16 protein-coding genes, 1 tRNA gene and 1 other RNA gene are annotated in these 16,407 nt (G+C 73.1%); 12 read left to right on the top strand and 6 right to left on the bottom strand.

Annotated features, from left to right (window positions below):
* Positions 1-95: 95 nt before the first annotated feature.
* The 3 genes from ACZ6R9_RS03425 to ACZ6R9_RS03415 form a co-directional block, all read right to left on the bottom strand.
* Positions 96-557 (bottom strand): prevent-host-death family protein, encoded by a 462-nt coding sequence (locus ACZ6R9_RS03425; protein ID WP_465536250.1) that lies wholly within the window; start codon positions 555-557, stop codon positions 96-98.
* A gap of 370 nt (positions 558-927) precedes the next feature.
* Positions 928-1,824 (bottom strand): hypothetical protein, encoded by an 897-nt coding sequence (locus tag ACZ6R9_RS03420; protein ID WP_465536248.1) that lies wholly within the window; start codon positions 1,822-1,824, stop codon positions 928-930.
* A 345-nt stretch (positions 1,825-2,169) separates the two neighbouring features.
* Positions 2,170-2,254: transfer RNA gene (locus ACZ6R9_RS03415), tRNA-Ser, on the bottom strand.
* Positions 2,255-2,405: 151 nt separating this feature from the next.
* On the opposite strand from ACZ6R9_RS03415, the gene ffs reads away from it, so the two are divergent.
* From ffs to ACZ6R9_RS03375, 8 genes are all read left to right on the top strand, one after another.
* An RNA gene (gene ffs / locus ACZ6R9_RS03410) (signal recognition particle sRNA small type) lies at positions 2,406-2,502 on the top strand.
* A gap of 62 nt (positions 2,503-2,564) precedes the next feature.
* Entirely contained in the window at positions 2,565-4,688 is a 2,124-nt protein-coding gene (locus ACZ6R9_RS03405; RefSeq protein WP_465536246.1) for a DNA polymerase III subunit gamma and tau, read from the top strand.
* Positions 4,689-4,879: 191 nt separating this feature from the next.
* Entirely contained in the window at positions 4,880-5,191 is a 312-nt protein-coding gene (locus tag ACZ6R9_RS03400) for a YbaB/EbfC family nucleoid-associated protein (protein ID WP_380487984.1), read from the top strand.
* Between the two features lie 272 nt (positions 5,192-5,463).
* A complete protein-coding gene (recR, locus tag ACZ6R9_RS03395; protein WP_380487986.1) occupies positions 5,464-6,063 on the top strand; it encodes a recombination mediator RecR in 600 nt (199 codons plus the stop codon).
* A gap of 187 nt (positions 6,064-6,250) precedes the next feature.
* On the top strand, positions 6,251-6,874 hold the full coding sequence (locus ACZ6R9_RS03390) for a DUF5063 domain-containing protein (RefSeq protein WP_465536799.1): 624 nt from the start codon (positions 6,251-6,253) through the stop codon (positions 6,872-6,874).
* 237 nt (positions 6,875-7,111) lie between these two features.
* Positions 7,112-8,392 (top strand): aspartate kinase, encoded by a 1,281-nt coding sequence (locus ACZ6R9_RS03385; RefSeq protein WP_380487841.1) that lies wholly within the window; start codon positions 7,112-7,114, stop codon positions 8,390-8,392.
* A gap of 256 nt (positions 8,393-8,648) precedes the next feature.
* Positions 8,649-9,176, top strand: a complete 528-nt coding sequence (locus ACZ6R9_RS03380) for a SigE family RNA polymerase sigma factor (RefSeq protein ID WP_157032412.1) — start codon at positions 8,649-8,651, stop codon at positions 9,174-9,176.
* Entirely contained in the window at positions 9,169-10,203 is a 1,035-nt protein-coding gene (locus ACZ6R9_RS03375) for a hypothetical protein (RefSeq protein ID WP_465536243.1), read from the top strand. The genes ACZ6R9_RS03380 and ACZ6R9_RS03375 overlap by 8 nt, the downstream gene beginning before the upstream one ends.
* Positions 10,204-10,396: 193 nt before the next feature.
* Here the strand turns inward: ACZ6R9_RS03375 and ACZ6R9_RS03370 are convergent, their stop codons facing one another.
* Complete coding sequence (locus tag ACZ6R9_RS03370) at positions 10,397-10,984, bottom strand: DUF6197 family protein (protein WP_465536241.1); 588 nt, start codon at positions 10,982-10,984, stop codon at positions 10,397-10,399.
* A 142-nt stretch (positions 10,985-11,126) separates the two neighbouring features.
* Here ACZ6R9_RS03370 and ACZ6R9_RS03365 point away from each other — a divergent pair, with 142 nt between their 5' ends.
* A complete protein-coding gene (locus ACZ6R9_RS03365) occupies positions 11,127-12,950 on the top strand; it encodes a S9 family peptidase (protein ID WP_465536239.1) in 1,824 nt (607 codons plus the stop codon).
* A gap of 33 nt (positions 12,951-12,983) precedes the next feature.
* The gene (locus ACZ6R9_RS03360) at positions 12,984-13,649 is read left to right on the top strand and encodes a hypothetical protein (protein ID WP_465536237.1); all 666 of its coding nucleotides are present in this window, start codon (positions 12,984-12,986) and stop codon (positions 13,647-13,649) included.
* Between the two features lie 25 nt (positions 13,650-13,674).
* Here the strand turns inward: ACZ6R9_RS03360 and ACZ6R9_RS03355 are convergent, their stop codons facing one another.
* Positions 13,675-14,457 carry an SURF1 family protein gene (locus tag ACZ6R9_RS03355; protein WP_380487849.1) on the bottom strand — a complete coding sequence of 261 codons (783 nt, stop codon included), beginning with the start codon at positions 14,455-14,457 and terminating at the stop codon, positions 13,675-13,677.
* Positions 14,458-14,526: 69 nt separating this feature from the next.
* Between ACZ6R9_RS03355 and ACZ6R9_RS03350 the strand changes: the two genes are divergently transcribed.
* Positions 14,527-15,045 (top strand): GNAT family N-acetyltransferase, encoded by a 519-nt coding sequence (locus ACZ6R9_RS03350; RefSeq protein ID WP_465536234.1) that lies wholly within the window; start codon positions 14,527-14,529, stop codon positions 15,043-15,045.
* Between the two features lie 16 nt (positions 15,046-15,061).
* Here the strand turns inward: ACZ6R9_RS03350 and ACZ6R9_RS03345 are convergent, their stop codons facing one another.
* A complete protein-coding gene (locus ACZ6R9_RS03345) occupies positions 15,062-15,433 on the bottom strand; it encodes a YybH family protein (protein WP_465536232.1) in 372 nt (123 codons plus the stop codon).
* Between the two features lie 90 nt (positions 15,434-15,523).
* Between ACZ6R9_RS03345 and ACZ6R9_RS03340 the strand changes: the two genes are divergently transcribed.
* The gene (locus ACZ6R9_RS03340; protein WP_380487854.1) at positions 15,524-16,396 is read left to right on the top strand and encodes a LysR substrate-binding domain-containing protein; all 873 of its coding nucleotides are present in this window, start codon (positions 15,524-15,526) and stop codon (positions 16,394-16,396) included.
* Positions 16,397-16,407: the final 11 nt, after the last annotated feature.

The following is a 16,407-nucleotide window of genomic DNA, read 5'->3' as shown; positions in this document are numbered from 1 at the left end:
GTCGCCCCAGCCTTTGGCGGCTTCGTTGGTGGCGAATCGCAGCCGCCACTCGTCACCGATCGGTGGCGGCGGGACGTCGTCTCCGCGCTTGGGGCTCATGGGGCGAGTACCTCGCCGTGGTCCTCGCCGGAGAGCGGTTCGGTGAGCTGCGCGCTCAGTTCGGGGTCCGCCAGGATCCTGGCTGTGGCACGCCATTCGACGATCACGCGGTGCAGGTTGGCGTGGACATCCAACTCCACCACGTCCCGGGTGGCGTTCACGAGGTCGACGACGAACTCCCGTACTTCCTCGGCCGAGAGGTGTCGGGTCCAGGGGAAGACCTGAGGGAGGGCGAGGAGGACCGCGCGCGCACCGTCGTCGCTGGTGATCAGGGCTGCGAACAGGCGCGCGGTGACATCAGCAGTCTCCTCACGCTGACGGTCGTGGCGCTCGGTGGTCAAGTACAGGTCCTCGCCGTCGCGGCGGGTGACGTGGACGCGCTGGGCCTGCTCGACAGTGTCCGCGACGCGCTTCGAGTTCTTCGACAGGTCGGAGAACGACACGGTGAGAGTCGACATGCAGTCACGCTACTTCGGAATACGTTCCGAAGTCAACGGCGGCGTGCCTGATTCGGGGACAGGCCTTCGCGCCGTGAGCCGGACACGAGGGTTGGAGCGTCCTGGGGCCTGGAGTGTGGAGATTCGCAACTGCGCGGAGCGGCACCGCGCTCACGGTCATGGCGTTCGTCGTTGCGGCTGCCCCGCTCGGCGCGGATGGTCCTGCGGCTGGCGGCCGACGTGGCGCGCTCCCGGCGCGACCTTCGGCAGGATCCCGACAGTGGCCCGCCGATGCCGTACGGCGTGGGCACCAGAATCGGTGGCTTGCTCTGGAGGACCGGAACGGCGGCGGACCGGTGAAGGGCGGTGAGTTCTGACCGGGCCGTGCCGATCAGGATTTCCTGTTTCGTCGGAGGAAGCCGGTCTTTCCCCGGGTCGTCTGCCAGCGTGACCGGGCCTGGTGCAGGACTGCGGCCCATTGGTCGCGCACCTCGTTGTCCGGCGGGCGTTCGCCGCGTCCGATCCGGGTGATCTCGGTGTGCACTTCGTTGCCGATCGCGGCCGAGGCGACGACCGTGAGCATGGCCCCGAAGAGGGCGGAGAGCATCGCGAAGACCGCCCCGACCGCGCCGTAGCGGTTCGCGTAGGAGTCGAACAGGCGGGGCAGGTAGACGGTCATGGCCACCGAGTAGCCGGACAGCGCGAGGGCACCGATGACGGCGAACGACATCAAGTCGCGTCTGGGGATCCGGCCGGCGGACAGCAGGCGGCCGCCCCAAAGGAGGAAGGCGAAAGTCAGGGGTGTCTCGACCAGAGCCGCTCCCAGTCCCAGCGGACGGCGGCTGAACGTCGCGTGGGCGAGGCCGATCAGTGCGACGTACGCGGCGAGCAGCAGGATCCATCTGAGCCCGTTGACGGTGTTGCGGACGCTCAGTGGTGGCAGGTCCCACCCCTGCTCGAAGAGCCGCTGTGCGGCGCGCGCGAAGCTCAGGACCGAGATCAGGAGGAAGGCGCCACCGAACAACCCCAGCGTGGCCCATTCGCTCGACTCGGGAAGGAGCCGGCGCACGGCCTCGGCACCCTCGCCGGTGAGGCCGTAACGGTCGACGATGCGTTCGGCGATGTCCTTGCCCCCGAAACGGGCTGCCAGACCGCCGCACAGCAGGGCCAGCGGGATCAGCGCTGTCAGAGCGGCGGAGGCCAGGGCCATCGAGCGGTCGAAACCGACGAGACGCTGGAACCGGTTGTAGACGCGCAGCGTGAACGCCGGGCGGAGCCAGAACGTCACCGACCGGACGATGGTGTGGCGGTTGACCCGGGACGTGTGCCCCTCCGGACGTAGTGCGCACGCGGCCATGCGCCAGACTGGAGTGGGACCACGCTATGCGGCCGGTCCGGGGTGCGGGGTTTCGGCACGCGAGGCGATGTCGAACTGCCGCCCCGGGCAGCAGAACCCCCCGAGGCCCTTGAAGGATCTCGGGAAGTTCCGTTGGGCTGGAACGCGGGCGAACCATCCCGAGGCCTTCGCCGTCCGTGCCGCCATCCCATTGTGGTCGAACGGGGCCCGCACCTGACTGCGACGACGACACGACGAAGGCCCGGGCCGCTGTGCGGTCCGGGCCTTCGATCAAGGCGGAGGATACGAGATTCGAACTCGTGAGGGGTTGCCCCCAACACGCTTTCCAAGCGTGCGCCCTAGGCCTCTAGGCGAATCCTCCGTGGGAGAGCTTAGTACATGTCGAGGGGTGGTTGCGACCACGGTCTCGCAGGTGGGTGGCGGGGGTGGCCTGCGGATCGGAGATCGGGGTGGGATCGGGGTGGGATTGGAGTGGGTGGGGGGAGTGGGGGCCGGGATCCGCTACTCTTGGGGGCAGCCCCTCGTGTGGCGTCATCTCTCTGAACCCCCCCAGGGCCGGAAGGCAGCAAGGGTAGGAGGGCTCTGGCGGGTACGCGAGGGGTCCTTGCGTTTCCGGGGTCGGTGGTGGTGGGGGGCCACGTTTGTCGGTTGGTCCCGATATCGTCGGTGGCGTGTCCCTAGCCCTGTACCGCCGCTACCGCCCCGAGACCTTCGCGGAGGTCATCGGGCAGGAGCACGTGACCGTCCCGCTCCAGCAGGCCCTGCGTAACAACCGGGTCAACCACGCGTACCTGTTCAGCGGGCCGCGCGGGTGTGGAAAGACGACCAGTGCCCGCATCCTGGCCCGCTGCCTGAACTGTGAGCAGGGGCCGACCCCGGAGCCGTGCGGGGAGTGCCAGTCGTGTCGCGACCTGGCGACCGGCGGGCCGGGTTCGATCGATGTGATCGAGATCGACGCGGCGTCGCACGGTGGTGTGGACGATGCGCGTGAGCTGCGGGAGCGGGCGTTCTTCGCGCCGGTGCACAGTCGCTACAAGATTTTCATCCTGGACGAGGCGCACATGGTGACCTCGGCCGGTTTCAACGCGCTGCTGAAGGTGGTGGAGGAGCCGCCGGAGCACCTGAAGTTCATCTTCGCCACCACCGAGCCGGAGAAGGTGATCGGGACGATCCGGTCCCGCACCCACCACTACCCGTTCCGGCTGGTTCCCCCGGGCACGCTGCGCGACTACCTGGCGCAGGTGTGCGGCCGTGAGGGCATCCAGGTGGAGGATTCGGTGTTCCCGCTGGTGGTGCGGGCCGGCGCCGGGTCGGTGCGTGACTCGATGTCGGTGATGGACCAGCTGCTGGCGGGTGCCGGTGAGGCCGGTGTGACGTACCAGATGGCCACCGCGCTCCTGGGGTACACCGATTCCTCGCTGCTGGACGAGGTGGTGGACGCGTTCGCGGCGCAGGACGGCGCGACGGTGTTCCAGGTGGTCGACCGGGTGGTCGAGGGCGGGCACGACCCGCGGCGTTTCGTCACGGACCTGCTGGAGCGGCTGCGCGACCTGGTGATCCTGGCCACCGTGCCGGACGCGGGGGAGAAGGGCCTGATCGACGCCCCGGCCGACCGGGTCGCGGTGATGCAGGCGCAGGCCGACCGCTTCGGCCGGGCCGAGCTGAGCCGCGCCGCGGACCTGGTCAACACCGGCCTGACCGAGATGCGCGGCAACGCCGCCCCCCGGCTGCAGCTGGAGCTGATCTGCGCCCGGGTGATGCTGCCCGGCGCGTACGGGGACGAGCTGTCGACGCAGGCCCGGCTGGACAAGCTGGAGCGCCGGGCCGCCACCGGCGGCTTCGCCGCGCCGATGGCGTTCCAGCCCGCGCCGGTGGAGGCGCCCGTGCAGCAGGCCCCGGCTCCGCAGCCGCAGGCCCAAGCCCCGGCGCCCGCGCCCGTGCCGGCCCCGGCCCCGGCCCCCGCGCCGTCGGGCCCGGCCCCGGGCGCCTGGCCGATCGCCCGCAGCTTCCCCCCGGCGGACCAGACCCCGCAGCCGCAGGCCCCACAGGCTCCGCAGCCGCAGGCCCCGGCACCGCAGCCACAGGCTCACGCGCCGCAGCCGTCCGCCGCCCAGCCCTCCGTGGCCGCGCAGCAGGGCGCGGCGCAGATCAGGCAGATGTGGCCGCAGATCCTGGAGGCGGTGAAGAACCGCCGCCGGTTCACCTGGATCCTGCTCAGCCAGAACGGCCAGGTGGCGGGCTTCGACGGCAGCACGCTGCAGGTGTCGTTCGTGAACGCGGGCGCCCGGGACAGCTTCGTCGGCAGCCACAGCGACGAGGTGCTGCGGCAGGCGCTGACGGACGCGCTGGGCGTGGACTGGCGGGTGGACTGCATCATCGACCCGTCGGGTGGCACGTCCTCGCCGTCCGGCCAGCCCGCCGCCTCGTACGCGCCCCCGGCGGCTCCGACGGCCCCGGCCCCGGCCGCGCCGGTCGTGCCGCCCGGCGGTGGCTGGGGCGGGACTCAGGCGCACGCCCCGCAGTCGGCCGCGCCCGCTCCGGTCGCACCGCCCGCGCAGCAGCCCCCGTCCGCCCCGCAGGCCCAGGTCCAGGCCCCGAGGCCGTCCGCCGCACCGCCCGTCCAGCAGCCCCCGGCCGCCCCGCCGGTGCAGGCGCCCCCCGCGGTGGCGCCGGAGGACGACATCCCGGAGGAGGACGACCCGGACCTGAACGAGGACGCGTTCTCCGCGCAGGAGCTGATCGTCCGGGAGCTGGGGGCGACGGTGCTGGAGGAGATCCACCACCGTCCGGGCTGAGCCGCCGCAGGCAGCGCGGGCCTTCGGAGCTGCCCGGGCCTGCGCGGGGTCCCGGAACTGACGTGGGGCCGACGAGCGGCCGCGTAGGCTCGGGGGCAGGTGTCGGCGCGGGTGCTCGTGGTGGTTCGCGTCGGCCGTGTGAGTGCCGATGGATCGAGGAGAGTGCCGTGTTCCCTGGTGGCCAGCCGAACATGCAGCAGTTGCTGAAGCAGGCGCAGAAGATGCAGGAAGAGCTCGGCCGGGCTCAGAAGGAGCTCGCCGAGACCGTGGTCCGCGGTTCGGCGGGCGGCGGTCTGGTGGAGGTGACGGTCACGGGCGCCGGCGAGCTGACGTCGGTGACGATCTCCCCGGAGGCGGTCGACCCGGAGGACACCGAGACCCTGGGCGACCTGGTGCTGGCCGCGGTGCGGGACGCCAACGCGGCGGCGCAGAAGCTCCAGGCGGAGCGGATGGGCCCGCTGACCCAGGGCCTGGGCGGCGGCATCCCCGGCCTCCCGTTCTGAACCACGCTGAACCGCTCTGAACCACGCACAGCAACCGAACCGCACGCGGCACTGCCGCCGCAGCATTGCGGCACTGCCGCCGCAGCACTGCGGCGCGTAGCCCCGAGCAGCACCGTGCAGCGCCCGGCGGTTCCTGCACGCTTCACTGGCAGCTTCACTGGCAGTGAGTTGTGTGATTTATGAGCCAGTAGGGCGTCGGGCGGTGTGTCCGGCGCCCGATTCGTTGGATGATGGCACCGGAGTGCGAACCCCGGTCGAAGGAAGGCGTGGCGGTGTACGAGGGCGTGGTGCAGGACCTGATCGACGAGCTGGGCAGGCTGCCCGGAGTCGGTCCGAAGAGCGCCCAACGGATCGCCTTCCACATCCTGCAGGCCGATCCGACGGACGTGCGCAGGCTGGCGTACGCGCTGCAGCAGGTGAAGGAGAAGGTGCGGTTCTGCGTGGTCTGCGGCAACGTCGCGGAGTCCGAGCAGTGCCGGGTCTGCCTGGATCCGCGCCGCGACCTCGCGGTGATCTGCGTGGTGGAGGAGCCCAAGGACGTGGTGGCGATCGAGCGGACGCGCGAGTTCCGCGGCCGCTACCACGTGCTGGGCGGGGCGATCAGCCCGATCGAGGGGGTCGGCCCGGACGATCTGCGGATCCGTGAGCTGATGACCAGGCTCGCGGACGGCACGGTCACCGAGCTGATCCTGGCCACCGACCCCAATCTGGAGGGGGAGGCGACCGCGACCTACCTGGCCCGGCTGTGCAAGCCGATGGGCCTCAAGGTCACCCGGCTGGCGAGCGGACTGCCCGTCGGCGGGGACTTGGAGTACGCCGACGAGGTCACCCTCGGCCGGGCGTTCGAAGGGAGACGACTGCTCGATGTCTGACCGAACCGACACCGCTCACCGGACTGACACCGCTCACCGGACCGACGCCGCCCACCGCGCCGACGCCGCCCACCGTGGCACCGAAAGCGCGTCCTGCAACAGCGCGCTCCACACCAGCGCGCCCTACAACAGCGCGTCCCCCCACGACACCGCCGACCGGCCCCACCCCTCGGACCCGGCCGCGCTCCTGGGCCGCACCGAGGCTCCGGACGACTTCGCGGTGCAGATCGCGGACTCGGTGGAGAGCTTCGTGCTGGCCGTCACCGAGGTCGCCAAGGGCGACGAGCCGGGCAGCGCGATCTCGCTGCTGCTGCTGGAGGTGTCGCAGCTGCTGCTGGCGGGCGGCCGGCTGGGCGCGATCGAGGACGTGCTGCCCGAGGACCGCTTCGAGCCGGACGCCGGCCCGGAGCCGGACGGGGTGGAGCTGCGCGAGCGGCTCGCCGAGCTGCTGGCGCCGATCGACGTCTACCACGAGGTGTTCGACCCGTACGGCCCGCCGGAGAAGCCGAGCGCGTTCCGGATCTCGGACGACCTGGCGGGGGTGGTCAGCGAGCTGAGCCACGGCCTGACGCACTACCGCGAGGGCCGGGTGTCGGAGGCGCTGTGGTGGTGGCAGTTCTCGTACCTGTCCAACTGGGGCTCGACCTGTACGGCGGTGCTGCGCGCCCTGCAGTCGCTGATCGCGCACGTGCGGCTGGACTCGCCGCTGGGCGCGGTGCCGGACGGGGCGGACACCGACGACGACGGGTTGACGGACGAGCAGCTGGAGCAGCAGGCGGGCGACCTGATGGCGGCCGAGCTCGGGCTCTGAGGGCGAATCGCGGGGGAGTGTGACGCATCCGTCACCCGCGCGCCGGAGGCGAAGATTCCGGTACCGGGGTGGTGTGCGGGCGGCGATTCTTCGGGGCGGGTCGCCGGGGCCCGCAGACCTGACGGTCCGCGGTGATCAGATTTCGATATTCACATCTCACCATGTGGAAGTCGTCGGCCGGAACATCCCTGCTCGTTAGACTGACGGTGACCCAACACCCCAAGTCGAGGAGCCCCCGTGGGCCTTGTCGTGCAGAAGTACGGCGGCTCATCCGTCGCGGATGCCGAAGGCATCAAGCGCGTCGCCCGCCGAATCGTGGACACCCGGAAGGCCGGCCATGAGGTCGTCGTCGTGGTCTCCGCGATGGGTGACACCACGGACGAGCTCATCGAACTCGCGGAACAGGTGACGCCTATTCCGTCCGGCCGTGAGTTCGACATGCTGCTGACCGCCGGAGAGCGCATCTCCATGGCGCTGCTGGCGATGGCGATCAAGACGCTGGGCTTCGACGCCCAGTCGTTCACCGGCAGCCAGGCCGGTGTGATCACCGATGCGACGCACAACAAGGCGCGGATCATCGACGTGACGCCGGGCCGGATCCGCAACGCCCTCGACGAGGGCAACGTCGCGATCGTGGCCGGTTTCCAGGGCGTTTCGCAGGTCTCCAAGGACATCACCACGCTGGGCCGCGGCGGCTCCGACACCACCGCGGTGGCGCTGGCGGCCGCGCTGGGCGCCGAGGTGTGCGAGATCTACACCGATGTGGACGGCGTCTTCACCGCCGACCCGCGGGTGGTCAAGAAGGCCCGCAAGATCGACTGGATCGCCTTCGAGGACATGCTGGAGCTGGCCTCGTCCGGTACCAAGGTGCTGCTCGACCGCTGTGTGGAGTACGCGCGGCGCTACAACATCCCCATTCACGTACGATCGTCGTTCTCCGGCCTGCCGGGGACCATCGTCAGCGCCACCAACCCGAACCAGCCCGAAGGGGGCGAGATGGAGCAGGCCATCATCTCCGGAGTCGCCCACGACACGTCGGAGGCCAAGGTCACCGTCGTCGGCGTGCCGGACAAGCCGGGCGAGGCGGCACGGATCTTCCGCGCCATCGCCGACGCCGAGGTCAACATCGACATGGTGGTGCAGAACGTCTCCGCCGCCGCCACCGGCCTCACCGACATCTCCTTCACCCTGCCCAGCACCGAGGGCCAGAAGGCCATCGACGCGCTGAACCGGGTCAAGGCGGGCATCGGCTACGAGTCGCTGCGCTACGACGACGCGATCGGCAAGATCTCGCTGGTCGGCGCCGGCATGCGTTCCAACCCGGGCGTCACCGCGACCTTCTTCGAGGCGCTGTCCGAGGCGGGCGTGAACATCGAGCTGATCTCCACCTCCGAGATCCGGATCTCGGTGGTCACCCGCGCCGAGGACGTGCCGGAGGCGGTCCGCGCCGTGCACACCGCCTTCGGGCTGGACAGCTCCGGCGACGAGGCGGTCGTCTACGGCGGCACCGGCCGCTGAACCCCGCACCCGAGGCCGTGCACAGCGCAGAGGTTGTGTGCGGGACGGGTGAAGCGGACCCTGACCGTCCGCCGGGTCTGCCAGAATCCCCCTTCGGAGCGATGTGTTCCGAAGGGGGATTCCCTCTCTGCGGAAGAACTCCCCCGGCGCGGGGCAACCAGGACAGGGGATCGGGTGTCCAACCAGCGTGATGAACGTGACAGGGGCGGTGGTGGCGATCACCCTGCCCGGGGCGGCCCGGCGGGCCGGTAGTCGGATGGGCTTTGCTGCGGCGGCAGCGGACGCGACCGGGGCCAGCGTCGACCAGCTCACCGACACCTACCGGGCCCACTACCGTTCCCTGCTGCGGCTCGCCGCACTTCTGCTGGACGACCTGTCCTCCTGCGAGGACGTCGTGCAGGAGGCGTTCATCCGGGTGCACGCCGCCCGGCGCCGGGTCCGCGATCCCGAGAAGACCCTGGCGTACCTGCGGCAGACCGTGGTCAACCTGTCCCGCTCCACGCTGCGACGCCGACTGCTCGGCCTGCGCCTGCTGCCCAAGCCCATGCCTGACATGGCCAGTGCAGAAGAGGGGGCATACGATGCGCTGGAGCGCGATGAACTGAAGGCCGCGCTACGGGGGTTGCAACGCCGTCAGCGGGAGGTGCTGGTGCTGCGCTACTACGCCGACCTGACGGAGGCGCAGGTCGCGGAGGTGCTCGGCATCTCCATCGGCTCGGTCAAGGCCTACGGCTCGCGCGGACTGGCCGCCCTGCGGGTGCGGCTGGAGACCGGCGATGACTGACCCGCACCGGCCGCACCCGCCCCGCGAACTGACCGAGGACCAGCTCCGGGACCGGCTGCACCGCGCCGTCGCCGGTGTCCAGCCCGAACCCGGGGCGCTGCCCAGGCTGCGCGCCGCCGTCCCCCGCCGCCGGGCCGCCCGGCGGCGCGCCTGGGGCGGCGCCGCCGTGCTGGCCGCCGCCGTCGCCGGGCTGCCCGTGGTGCACGCCGCCCAGCCGTTCCACCTGTCCGGCGACCCCACCGGCGGCCAGGCCGTGCCCGGCGCCACCGCCGCCCCGGACCACTCGGTGGCCGCCCCCGGCCGCGCGCACAGCCCCGCCACCGCGACCGCCGCCGGGGCCGACGGCACCGGCCCCGGAACCACCGCCGACCCGAGCGCCGACAGCAGCCCGGGCGGCTCGCCCGCCGCCGCGCCGCTGTGCGGCCGTGCCGACCTCGGCCGGGGCGAGTCCCAGAAGACCGCCACCGCCACGGCCGACGGCCGGATCTACGGCTGGTTCCGGCTCACCAACACCGCCGACCACCCGTGCCGGATCACCGGCCCGGGCGCCGTCGACGTCGACCCCGGCACCACCGGCGTCCGCCTGCTCGCCCACACCGTCGGCGACCCGGCCGAGGCGCTGCCCGACCCGGCCGGGCTGCCCCGCGAACTGCTGCTCGCACCCGGCGGCTCCTATCTGGTCCGGTTCGCCTGGGTGCCCACCCGCTGCGCCACCACCTCGCCCACCCCCAGCGGCCCGCAGCCCAGCTCCACCCCCAGCAGCGCCGAAGTGCCCGGCAGCGACACCCCGGCCGGCGGCACCCCCGCGGCCGACCCCAGCCCCACCGGTGGGTACTCCGGCGCCGTCCAGGTCGGCCGCAAGTCGGCGAACGACATCTTCCGGCTCGGCTACACCCCCGACGCGGCCACCGCCTTCGCCGCCACCACGGTCCTCCCCGCGGGCTGCGGCGGCACCGTCTACCACACGGCCCCCGAACCGGCCCCCGCCACCGACGGCCCGTCCCCCTCCCAGAGCCCCGCTCCCTGACGGTCCGCCCAGGCCTGCCGGGCCGGCAGCACCACGAGGTGCCGGCGGGCGGCCGCACGCTGCTGCCGCACCTGGGGGAGGGCGAGCCGGCCCCCCCGGGCTCCAGCCGGTCGTCTGCGCCGCGGAGCCCGGCTCGTCCACCGCGGCAGCGTCGGCACTGCCGGCGGGCGCCGCCCGGATCTGCTGCCGGGTGTCAGATGCCCAGCGACTCGGCGCGGGTCTCGGCGCGCAGCAGCAGGGCGTGCACCTCGGCCTGGCGGCGGCCCGGGCGGTCGTTCCAGGCGTCGGGGGAGGGGGCCGGGCGGCCGGTGGCGTGCAGGACCTCCATGACCTGGGTGCGGGCCCGGCGCACCGTGTACGCGGTGCCGTAGCCGTGCGCGAGGACGGCGGTCTGCGCGCCGAGCAGGCAGACCCGGCCGGCCGCGTCCCACATCGCGCCCTGGATCCAGCCCGCCTCGGCGAGGTAGCGGGAGGTCAGCCGCAGGTGCCCGGCGACGGTGACCGCCACCGGGCGGGCGGGGCGGCGGACCAGCCGGTCCAGCAGGGTGCGGCGCGGCAGCGGGTACCCGAAGTTCCACGGCTGCTGGACGGACCCGTACGGTCCGCCGTCGCAGCCGGGCTCCACCGGCGGTGGTGCGGGCAGTGGCAGCAGGGGCAGCCGGTCGGGGGCGGGGAGTCCGGCCAGGTACTGCTCGATCTCCTCGACCAGGCCCAGGTGCTGGGCGAGGACGGGCAGGTCGAGTCGGTCGAGCCGGTCGAAGGGCGGCGCTGAAGCGGGCATAGTACAACTCCTCCGGTCGTTATGTCGTATTTGTACCTCTTCCGCTGATCGTCCATCAGGAGCCGCACCGCAGCCGTTTCGTGTCCCCACCGTTCGCTGCCCGCCGTTCCGATCACCGCCCGGAATCGGGTTGGATGAGGGTATGAACGAGCAGACGAACGTCGTGCCGGCGTGGGAGCAGCGGTTCCGGGCAGCGCGGGTCTCGCTGCCCGACTGGGCGGACGAGGCACCCGACCGGGCGCTGTACGTGTCCAACGCGACGGGCACCTACGAGGTCTACGCGTGGGACCGCGCCACCGACGAGCACCGCCGGGTCACCGACCGTCCGCACGGCACCACGGACGCCGAACTCAGCCCGGACGGCCAGTGGATCTGGTGGTTCGACGACACCGACGGCGACGAGTTCGGCGTCTGGCGCCGCCAGCCGTTCGCCGGCGGCCCCGACCAGGAGGCCGTGCCGGGCGTGCCCGCCGCCTACGAGGCGGGCCTGGCGCTCGGCCGCGACGGCACCGTGGTGGTCGGCACCTCCACCGACGACGAGGGCACCACCCTGTACCTGCGCCGCCCCGGCGCCACCGAGCCCGAGGTGGTCTACCACCACGCCGAGTACGGCGGCGTCGGCGACCTGTCCCACGACAGCACCCTGCTGGCCGTCGACCACACCGAGCACGGCGACGCCATGCACGGGGCGATCCGGGTGCTGCGGCTGTCCGACGGCGCCACCGTCGCCCAGCTCGACGAGGTCACCGGCCACGCCGAGCCGCGCGGCGTGTCCTGCCTGGGCTTCGCGCCCGCCGCCGGCGACACCCGGCTGCTGGTCGCCCACCAGCGCACCGGCCGCTGGGAGCCGATGCTGTGGGACGTCGCCACCGGCACCGAGACCGAGCTGACCCTGCGCGACGAGCAGGGCCGGCCGTTCCCCGGCGACCTGTCCGCGCAGTGGCGGCCCGACGCCCGCTCGCTGCTCATCGAGCACGAGTACGAGGCCCGCTCCGAGCTGTTCTCCTACCAGCTGGAGACCGGCGAGCTGACCCGGCTGGACACCCCGCGCGGCACCGTCGCCGGGGCCACCGCCCGGCCCGACGGCACCGTGGAGTTCCTGTGGTCCTCGGCCGCCGAACCGTCGGCGGTGCGCTCCACGGCCGGCACCGTGGTGCTGCGCGCGCCCGGCCCGGTGCCGCCCGGCTCGGTGGCGGTCGAGGACGTCTGGGTGGACGGCCCGGGTGGCCGGGTGCACGCCCTGGTGCAGCGGCCCACCGGCGAGGGCCCGTTCCCGACGGTGTTCGAGGTGCACGGCGGCCCCACCCACCACGACAGCGACTCCTTCGCGGCCGGCCCCGCCGCCTGGCTCGACCACGGCTTCGCGGTGGTCCGGGTCAACTACCGGGGTTCCACCGGCTACGGTCAGGCCTGGACCGACGCGCTCACCGAACGCGTCGGCCTGATCGAGCTGGAGGACATCGGCGCGGTCCGCGACTGGGCGGTCTCCTCCGGCCTGGCCGACCCGGACCGGCTGGTGCTGTCCGGCGGCTCCTGGGGCGGCTACCTGACCCTGCTCGGCCTCGGCACCCAGCCCGACCGGTGGACGCTCGGCCTGGCCGCCGTCCCGGTCGCCGACTACCTCACCGCGTACGCGGACGAGATGGAGGCGCTGAAGTCGCTGGACCGCACGCTGTTCGGCGGCACCCCCGAGGACGTCCCCGAGCGCTGGCACGCCTCCTCGCCGCTGTCGTACGTCGAGCAGGTCAAGGCCCCGGTCTACATCAGTGCCGGCGTCAACGACCCGCGCTGCCCGATCCGGCAGATCGACAACTACGTGCAGCGGCTGGAGGAGCTCGGCAAGGTCCACGAGGTGTACCGCTACGATGCCGGGCACGGTTCGCTGGTCGTCGACGAGCGGATCAAGCAGCTTCGCTTGGAGATCGACTTCGTCCGGCGACACCTGGCCCCCGGCACTGTCCGGTGACCCGGTAGACCCGGCCGACCGGGGGGACAACCGATGGGTGGACGCGCCGCGCTGGCCGCTGCCGCGGTCGGCACGATCGTGCTGACCTTGGCCGGCTGCTCGTCGAACAATCAGAAGTACGACTGCGTGGAGGCCGCCGCCCCCGCCAAGGCGGACACCGGCCTCGACCTGCGGGTCCTCGCCAAGGGCAAGAGCGGCAGCCGCGGCTCCAAGGGCTCCAGCGGGTCGAGCGGGTCCGGCGGGTCGAGCGGCTCCAGCGGGTCGAGCGGGTCCGGCGGGTCGAGCGGCTCCAGCGGGTCGAGCGGGTCCGGCGGGTCGAGCGGCTCCAAGAAGGGGTCCGGCATCTCGCCGTACTCGGGGGGCGGCGGCACCAAGGTGGTGCACCACTACCACCACCGGCCGGGCTCCAGCCGCAGCGACGACTACGTCGACGAGTGCGGAAACCCGTCGCCCGCGCCGGGCTTCGGCGACTTCGGCGCCGACTGCGCCACCCCGAACGCGCTGCCGCCCGCGAGCCCCGTCGGCGGCTCGCCCTCGGCCTCGCCGAGCGGGTCCGCCGCGCCGAGCGCCGCCGCCCCGCCGGTGCCCTGTCCGAGCGGGTCGCCGTCCGCCGGGGCCTCGGCCTCGCCGTCCGCGCTCTCCTCGCCCTCGGCCCCGGCCTCGGCCTCGCCGAGCGCGTCGCGGTCGGGGGCGCGCTGACGGGGCGCCAGTAGCCGGTCGGCGGTCAGTCCAGGGCCGGGTCCAGTCCGAGGGCCCGGTCCTGGGCGGCCTCCGCCTCGCGGCGCACCAGCCGGAACCACATGAAGACCACGAACCCGGCGAAGACGAACCACTCCAAGGTGTAGCCCAGGTTCTGGAACGCCCGCAGGCTCAGCCCGTCGCCGCCCTGCGGCTGCACCGTCGGCACCGCCGTCAGCCCCGCCGGGACGTCGTCCGCCGCCACCCAGCCGTCGTACAGCGGGTACGGCAGCACGTTCACCAGCGTCGCCGGGCTGATCGTGCCCAGCTGCCCGGCCGGCAGACCGCCCGCCACCGCGCCGCCGCTGCCGCTGTTCTCCGGCGCCTGCAGCCGACCCGTCACGCTGACCTGCCCGGACGGAACCTCCGGCGCCGCCTTCGGGGAGCCCTCCGCCCAGCCGCGCACCACCGGTACCGCCCGGCCGCCGTCGGTGAGCAGCGGGGTGAGCACGTAGTAGCCCAGCCGGCCGTCCACCGTGCGGTTCGGCACCAGCAGCTGGTGCGCGGCGTCGTACGAGCCCGTGACGTTCACCGTCCGCCCGAGGGTGTCGGTGCCGACCTTCGAGGCGGCCTCCGGCAGCACCTCCGCCAGCGGACTGGGCTGCGCCTGGGCCGCCGAGGCGGCCGCCTTGTCGATCTCCTTGTGCGTCGAGACCCGGTTCTCGAACCGGCCCAACTGCCAGGAGCCCAGCATCAGACAGACCCCGATCGCCGCCACCGCGACGACCGTGCCGACGAGCCACCGCGGGCTGAACAGGAACCGGTACACCCCACCACGGTAACCATTCCTGACACCCGCCCCGACCGCCGGGTGCCGCCGCACCGTAGGGTGACCGCCGTGATCAGCCCACTGACCGCCGACAACCTCCCCGCCCACTGCGAGGCGCTCGCCGATCTGCTGCTGGACGCCGTGGACGACGGCGCCTCGGTCGGCTTCCTGGCCGGCACCCGCCGCGAGGAGGCGGTCGCCTGGTGGCGCACCCTGTGCCCGTCCGTCGCGGACGGCACCCGGCTGCTGTGGACGGCGACCGGCCCCGGCGGCCGCGTGCTGGGCACCGTGGCCCTGGTCCGCGAAAGTCGGCCGAACGGCTCGCACCGCGCCGAGGTCTCCAAGCTGCTGGTGCACCGCGACGCCCGTGGCGCGGGCCTGGGGCGGCGGCTGCTGGCCACCGCCGAGCAGGCCGCCCGCGACACCGGCGTCACCCTGCTGCTGCTTGACACCCAGACCGGCAGCGCCGCCGAACACCTCTACCGCTCCGCCGGCTGGACGGCCTTCGGCACCGTCCCCGGCCACGCCGCCACGCCGGACGGCGTCCTGGCCGACACCACGTACTACTACAAGCAGCTCATCGCCTGAACGGGCCGCTGCTTGCTCAGGCGTCGGCGCCCGGCCGGAGGAACTCGGGCTGGTCGAGCAGCCGCAGCCAGCTGCCGTCCGGCTGCCGCCGCACCACCTGGGCGCGGGCCCCGGCGCCGTCCTTCGGCGGGGTGGCGGTCAGCGCGATGCCGTCCGCGGCCAGCGTCGGCAGCGGCGGCTCCGGGGTGAACCGCGGGCGGTGCGCCAGCACCCGCTCCCACAGCGCCCGGATCGCCTCCCGGCCGACCGTGAACTGCCCCGGCGGGTACGCCATCACGGCGTGCTCCTCGTACAGCGCGGCGACCCCGGCGGCGTCGCCCGCGTTGGAGCGCTCCACGAACAGCCGGGTCAGGTCCTCGGGGCGCATCGCCTTCTCGTACTCGCTCATCACAGCCTCCTCGTCCTCGTGCTCCCAGCCTCCCGTTCGGCCGATCAGAAGTCCAACAGCTGGTTCTGCTCAGAACTAGAATCTGTGGTCATGGAACTGAGGCAGCTGGAGTACTTCCTCGCCGTCGCCGAGGAGCGCAACTTCACCCGCGCCGCCGAGCGGGTGCACATCAGCCAGTCCGGGGTCAGCGCCCAGATCCGGCAACTGGAACGCGAACTCGGCGCCGAACTCTTCGACCGCTCGGCCCGCACCGTCACCCTCACCGTGGCCGGCAAAGCCGCCCTCGAACACGCCCGGCAGGCGGTGGCCGCCGCCCGCGCCGTCGGCCAGGCGGTCGGCGAGGTCAGCGACCTGATCCGGGGCAGCCTCACCGTCGGCATGGTGGCCGGCTGCACCCTCACCCCGCTCTTCGACGGCCTCGCCGCCTTTCACCGGGCCCACCCCGGCGTCGAACTCGCCCTGCTGGAAGCCGACTCCGACCACCTCGCCGAAGCCGTCCGGGCCGGCGCCCTCGACCTCGCACTGATCGGCTGCGCCGGCACCACCCCCGACGGCCTGGACGCACACACCCTGATCAGCGAACCCCTGGTCGCCGCCGTCCCGCCCGGCCACCCACTGGCCGGCCGCGACGTCACACTTGCCGAACTGCTCGCCCACCCGCTGATCTGCCTGCCACCCGGCACCGGCGTGCGCACCGTCCTCGACCGCGACTGCGCCGCCGCCGGCCTCACCCCACGGATCGCCCTGCAGGCCTCCGCCGCCCCCGCGATCGCCGACCTCGCCACCCGCGGCCTCGGCGTCGCCGTGCTCAGCCGGTCCATGGCCGAGGCCTTCCCCGCTCTGCTGCCGGTCGCCGTCACCGACCTCACCACCCCGGGCCTGCTCGCCCTGGTCTCCCGCCCCGGCCCCGCCCCGGCGCTGCGCGCGCTGCTCGCCGAGCTGCGCCGGGCGTTCAGCCGCTGACGGCGGCCGGC

The organism is Kitasatospora sp. NPDC048662 (genome assembly GCF_055587065.1).
The sequence above is the reverse complement of the archived record's forward strand: the minus strand, read 5'-3'. Positions and strand labels throughout refer to the sequence as shown.

Excerpts from the sequence above, each read along its gene's own strand:
- ACZ6R9_RS03425 (WP_465536250.1), bottom strand. The coding sequence starts at position 557 with ATGTCGACTCTCACCGTGTCGTTCTCCGACCTGTCGAAGAACTCGAAG.
- ACZ6R9_RS03400 (WP_380487984.1), top strand. The coding sequence starts at position 4,880 with ATGCAGCAGTTGCTGAAGCAGGCGCAGAAGATGCAGGAAGAGCTCGGC.
- ACZ6R9_RS03380 (WP_157032412.1), top strand. The coding sequence starts at position 8,649 with ATGGGCTTTGCTGCGGCGGCAGCGGACGCGACCGGGGCCAGCGTCGAC.
- ACZ6R9_RS03375 (WP_465536243.1), top strand. The coding sequence starts at position 9,169 with ATGACTGACCCGCACCGGCCGCACCCGCCCCGCGAACTGACCGAGGAC.
- ACZ6R9_RS03370 (WP_465536241.1), bottom strand. The coding sequence starts at position 10,984 with ATGCCCGCTTCAGCGCCGCCCTTCGACCGGCTCGACCGACTCGACCTG.
- ACZ6R9_RS03365 (WP_465536239.1), top strand. The coding sequence starts at position 11,127 with ATGAACGAGCAGACGAACGTCGTGCCGGCGTGGGAGCAGCGGTTCCGG.
- ACZ6R9_RS03360 (WP_465536237.1), top strand. The coding sequence starts at position 12,984 with ATGGGTGGACGCGCCGCGCTGGCCGCTGCCGCGGTCGGCACGATCGTG.
- ACZ6R9_RS03345 (WP_465536232.1), bottom strand. The coding sequence starts at position 15,433 with ATGAGCGAGTACGAGAAGGCGATGCGCCCCGAGGACCTGACCCGGCTG.
- ACZ6R9_RS03340 (WP_380487854.1), top strand. The coding sequence starts at position 15,524 with ATGGAACTGAGGCAGCTGGAGTACTTCCTCGCCGTCGCCGAGGAGCGC.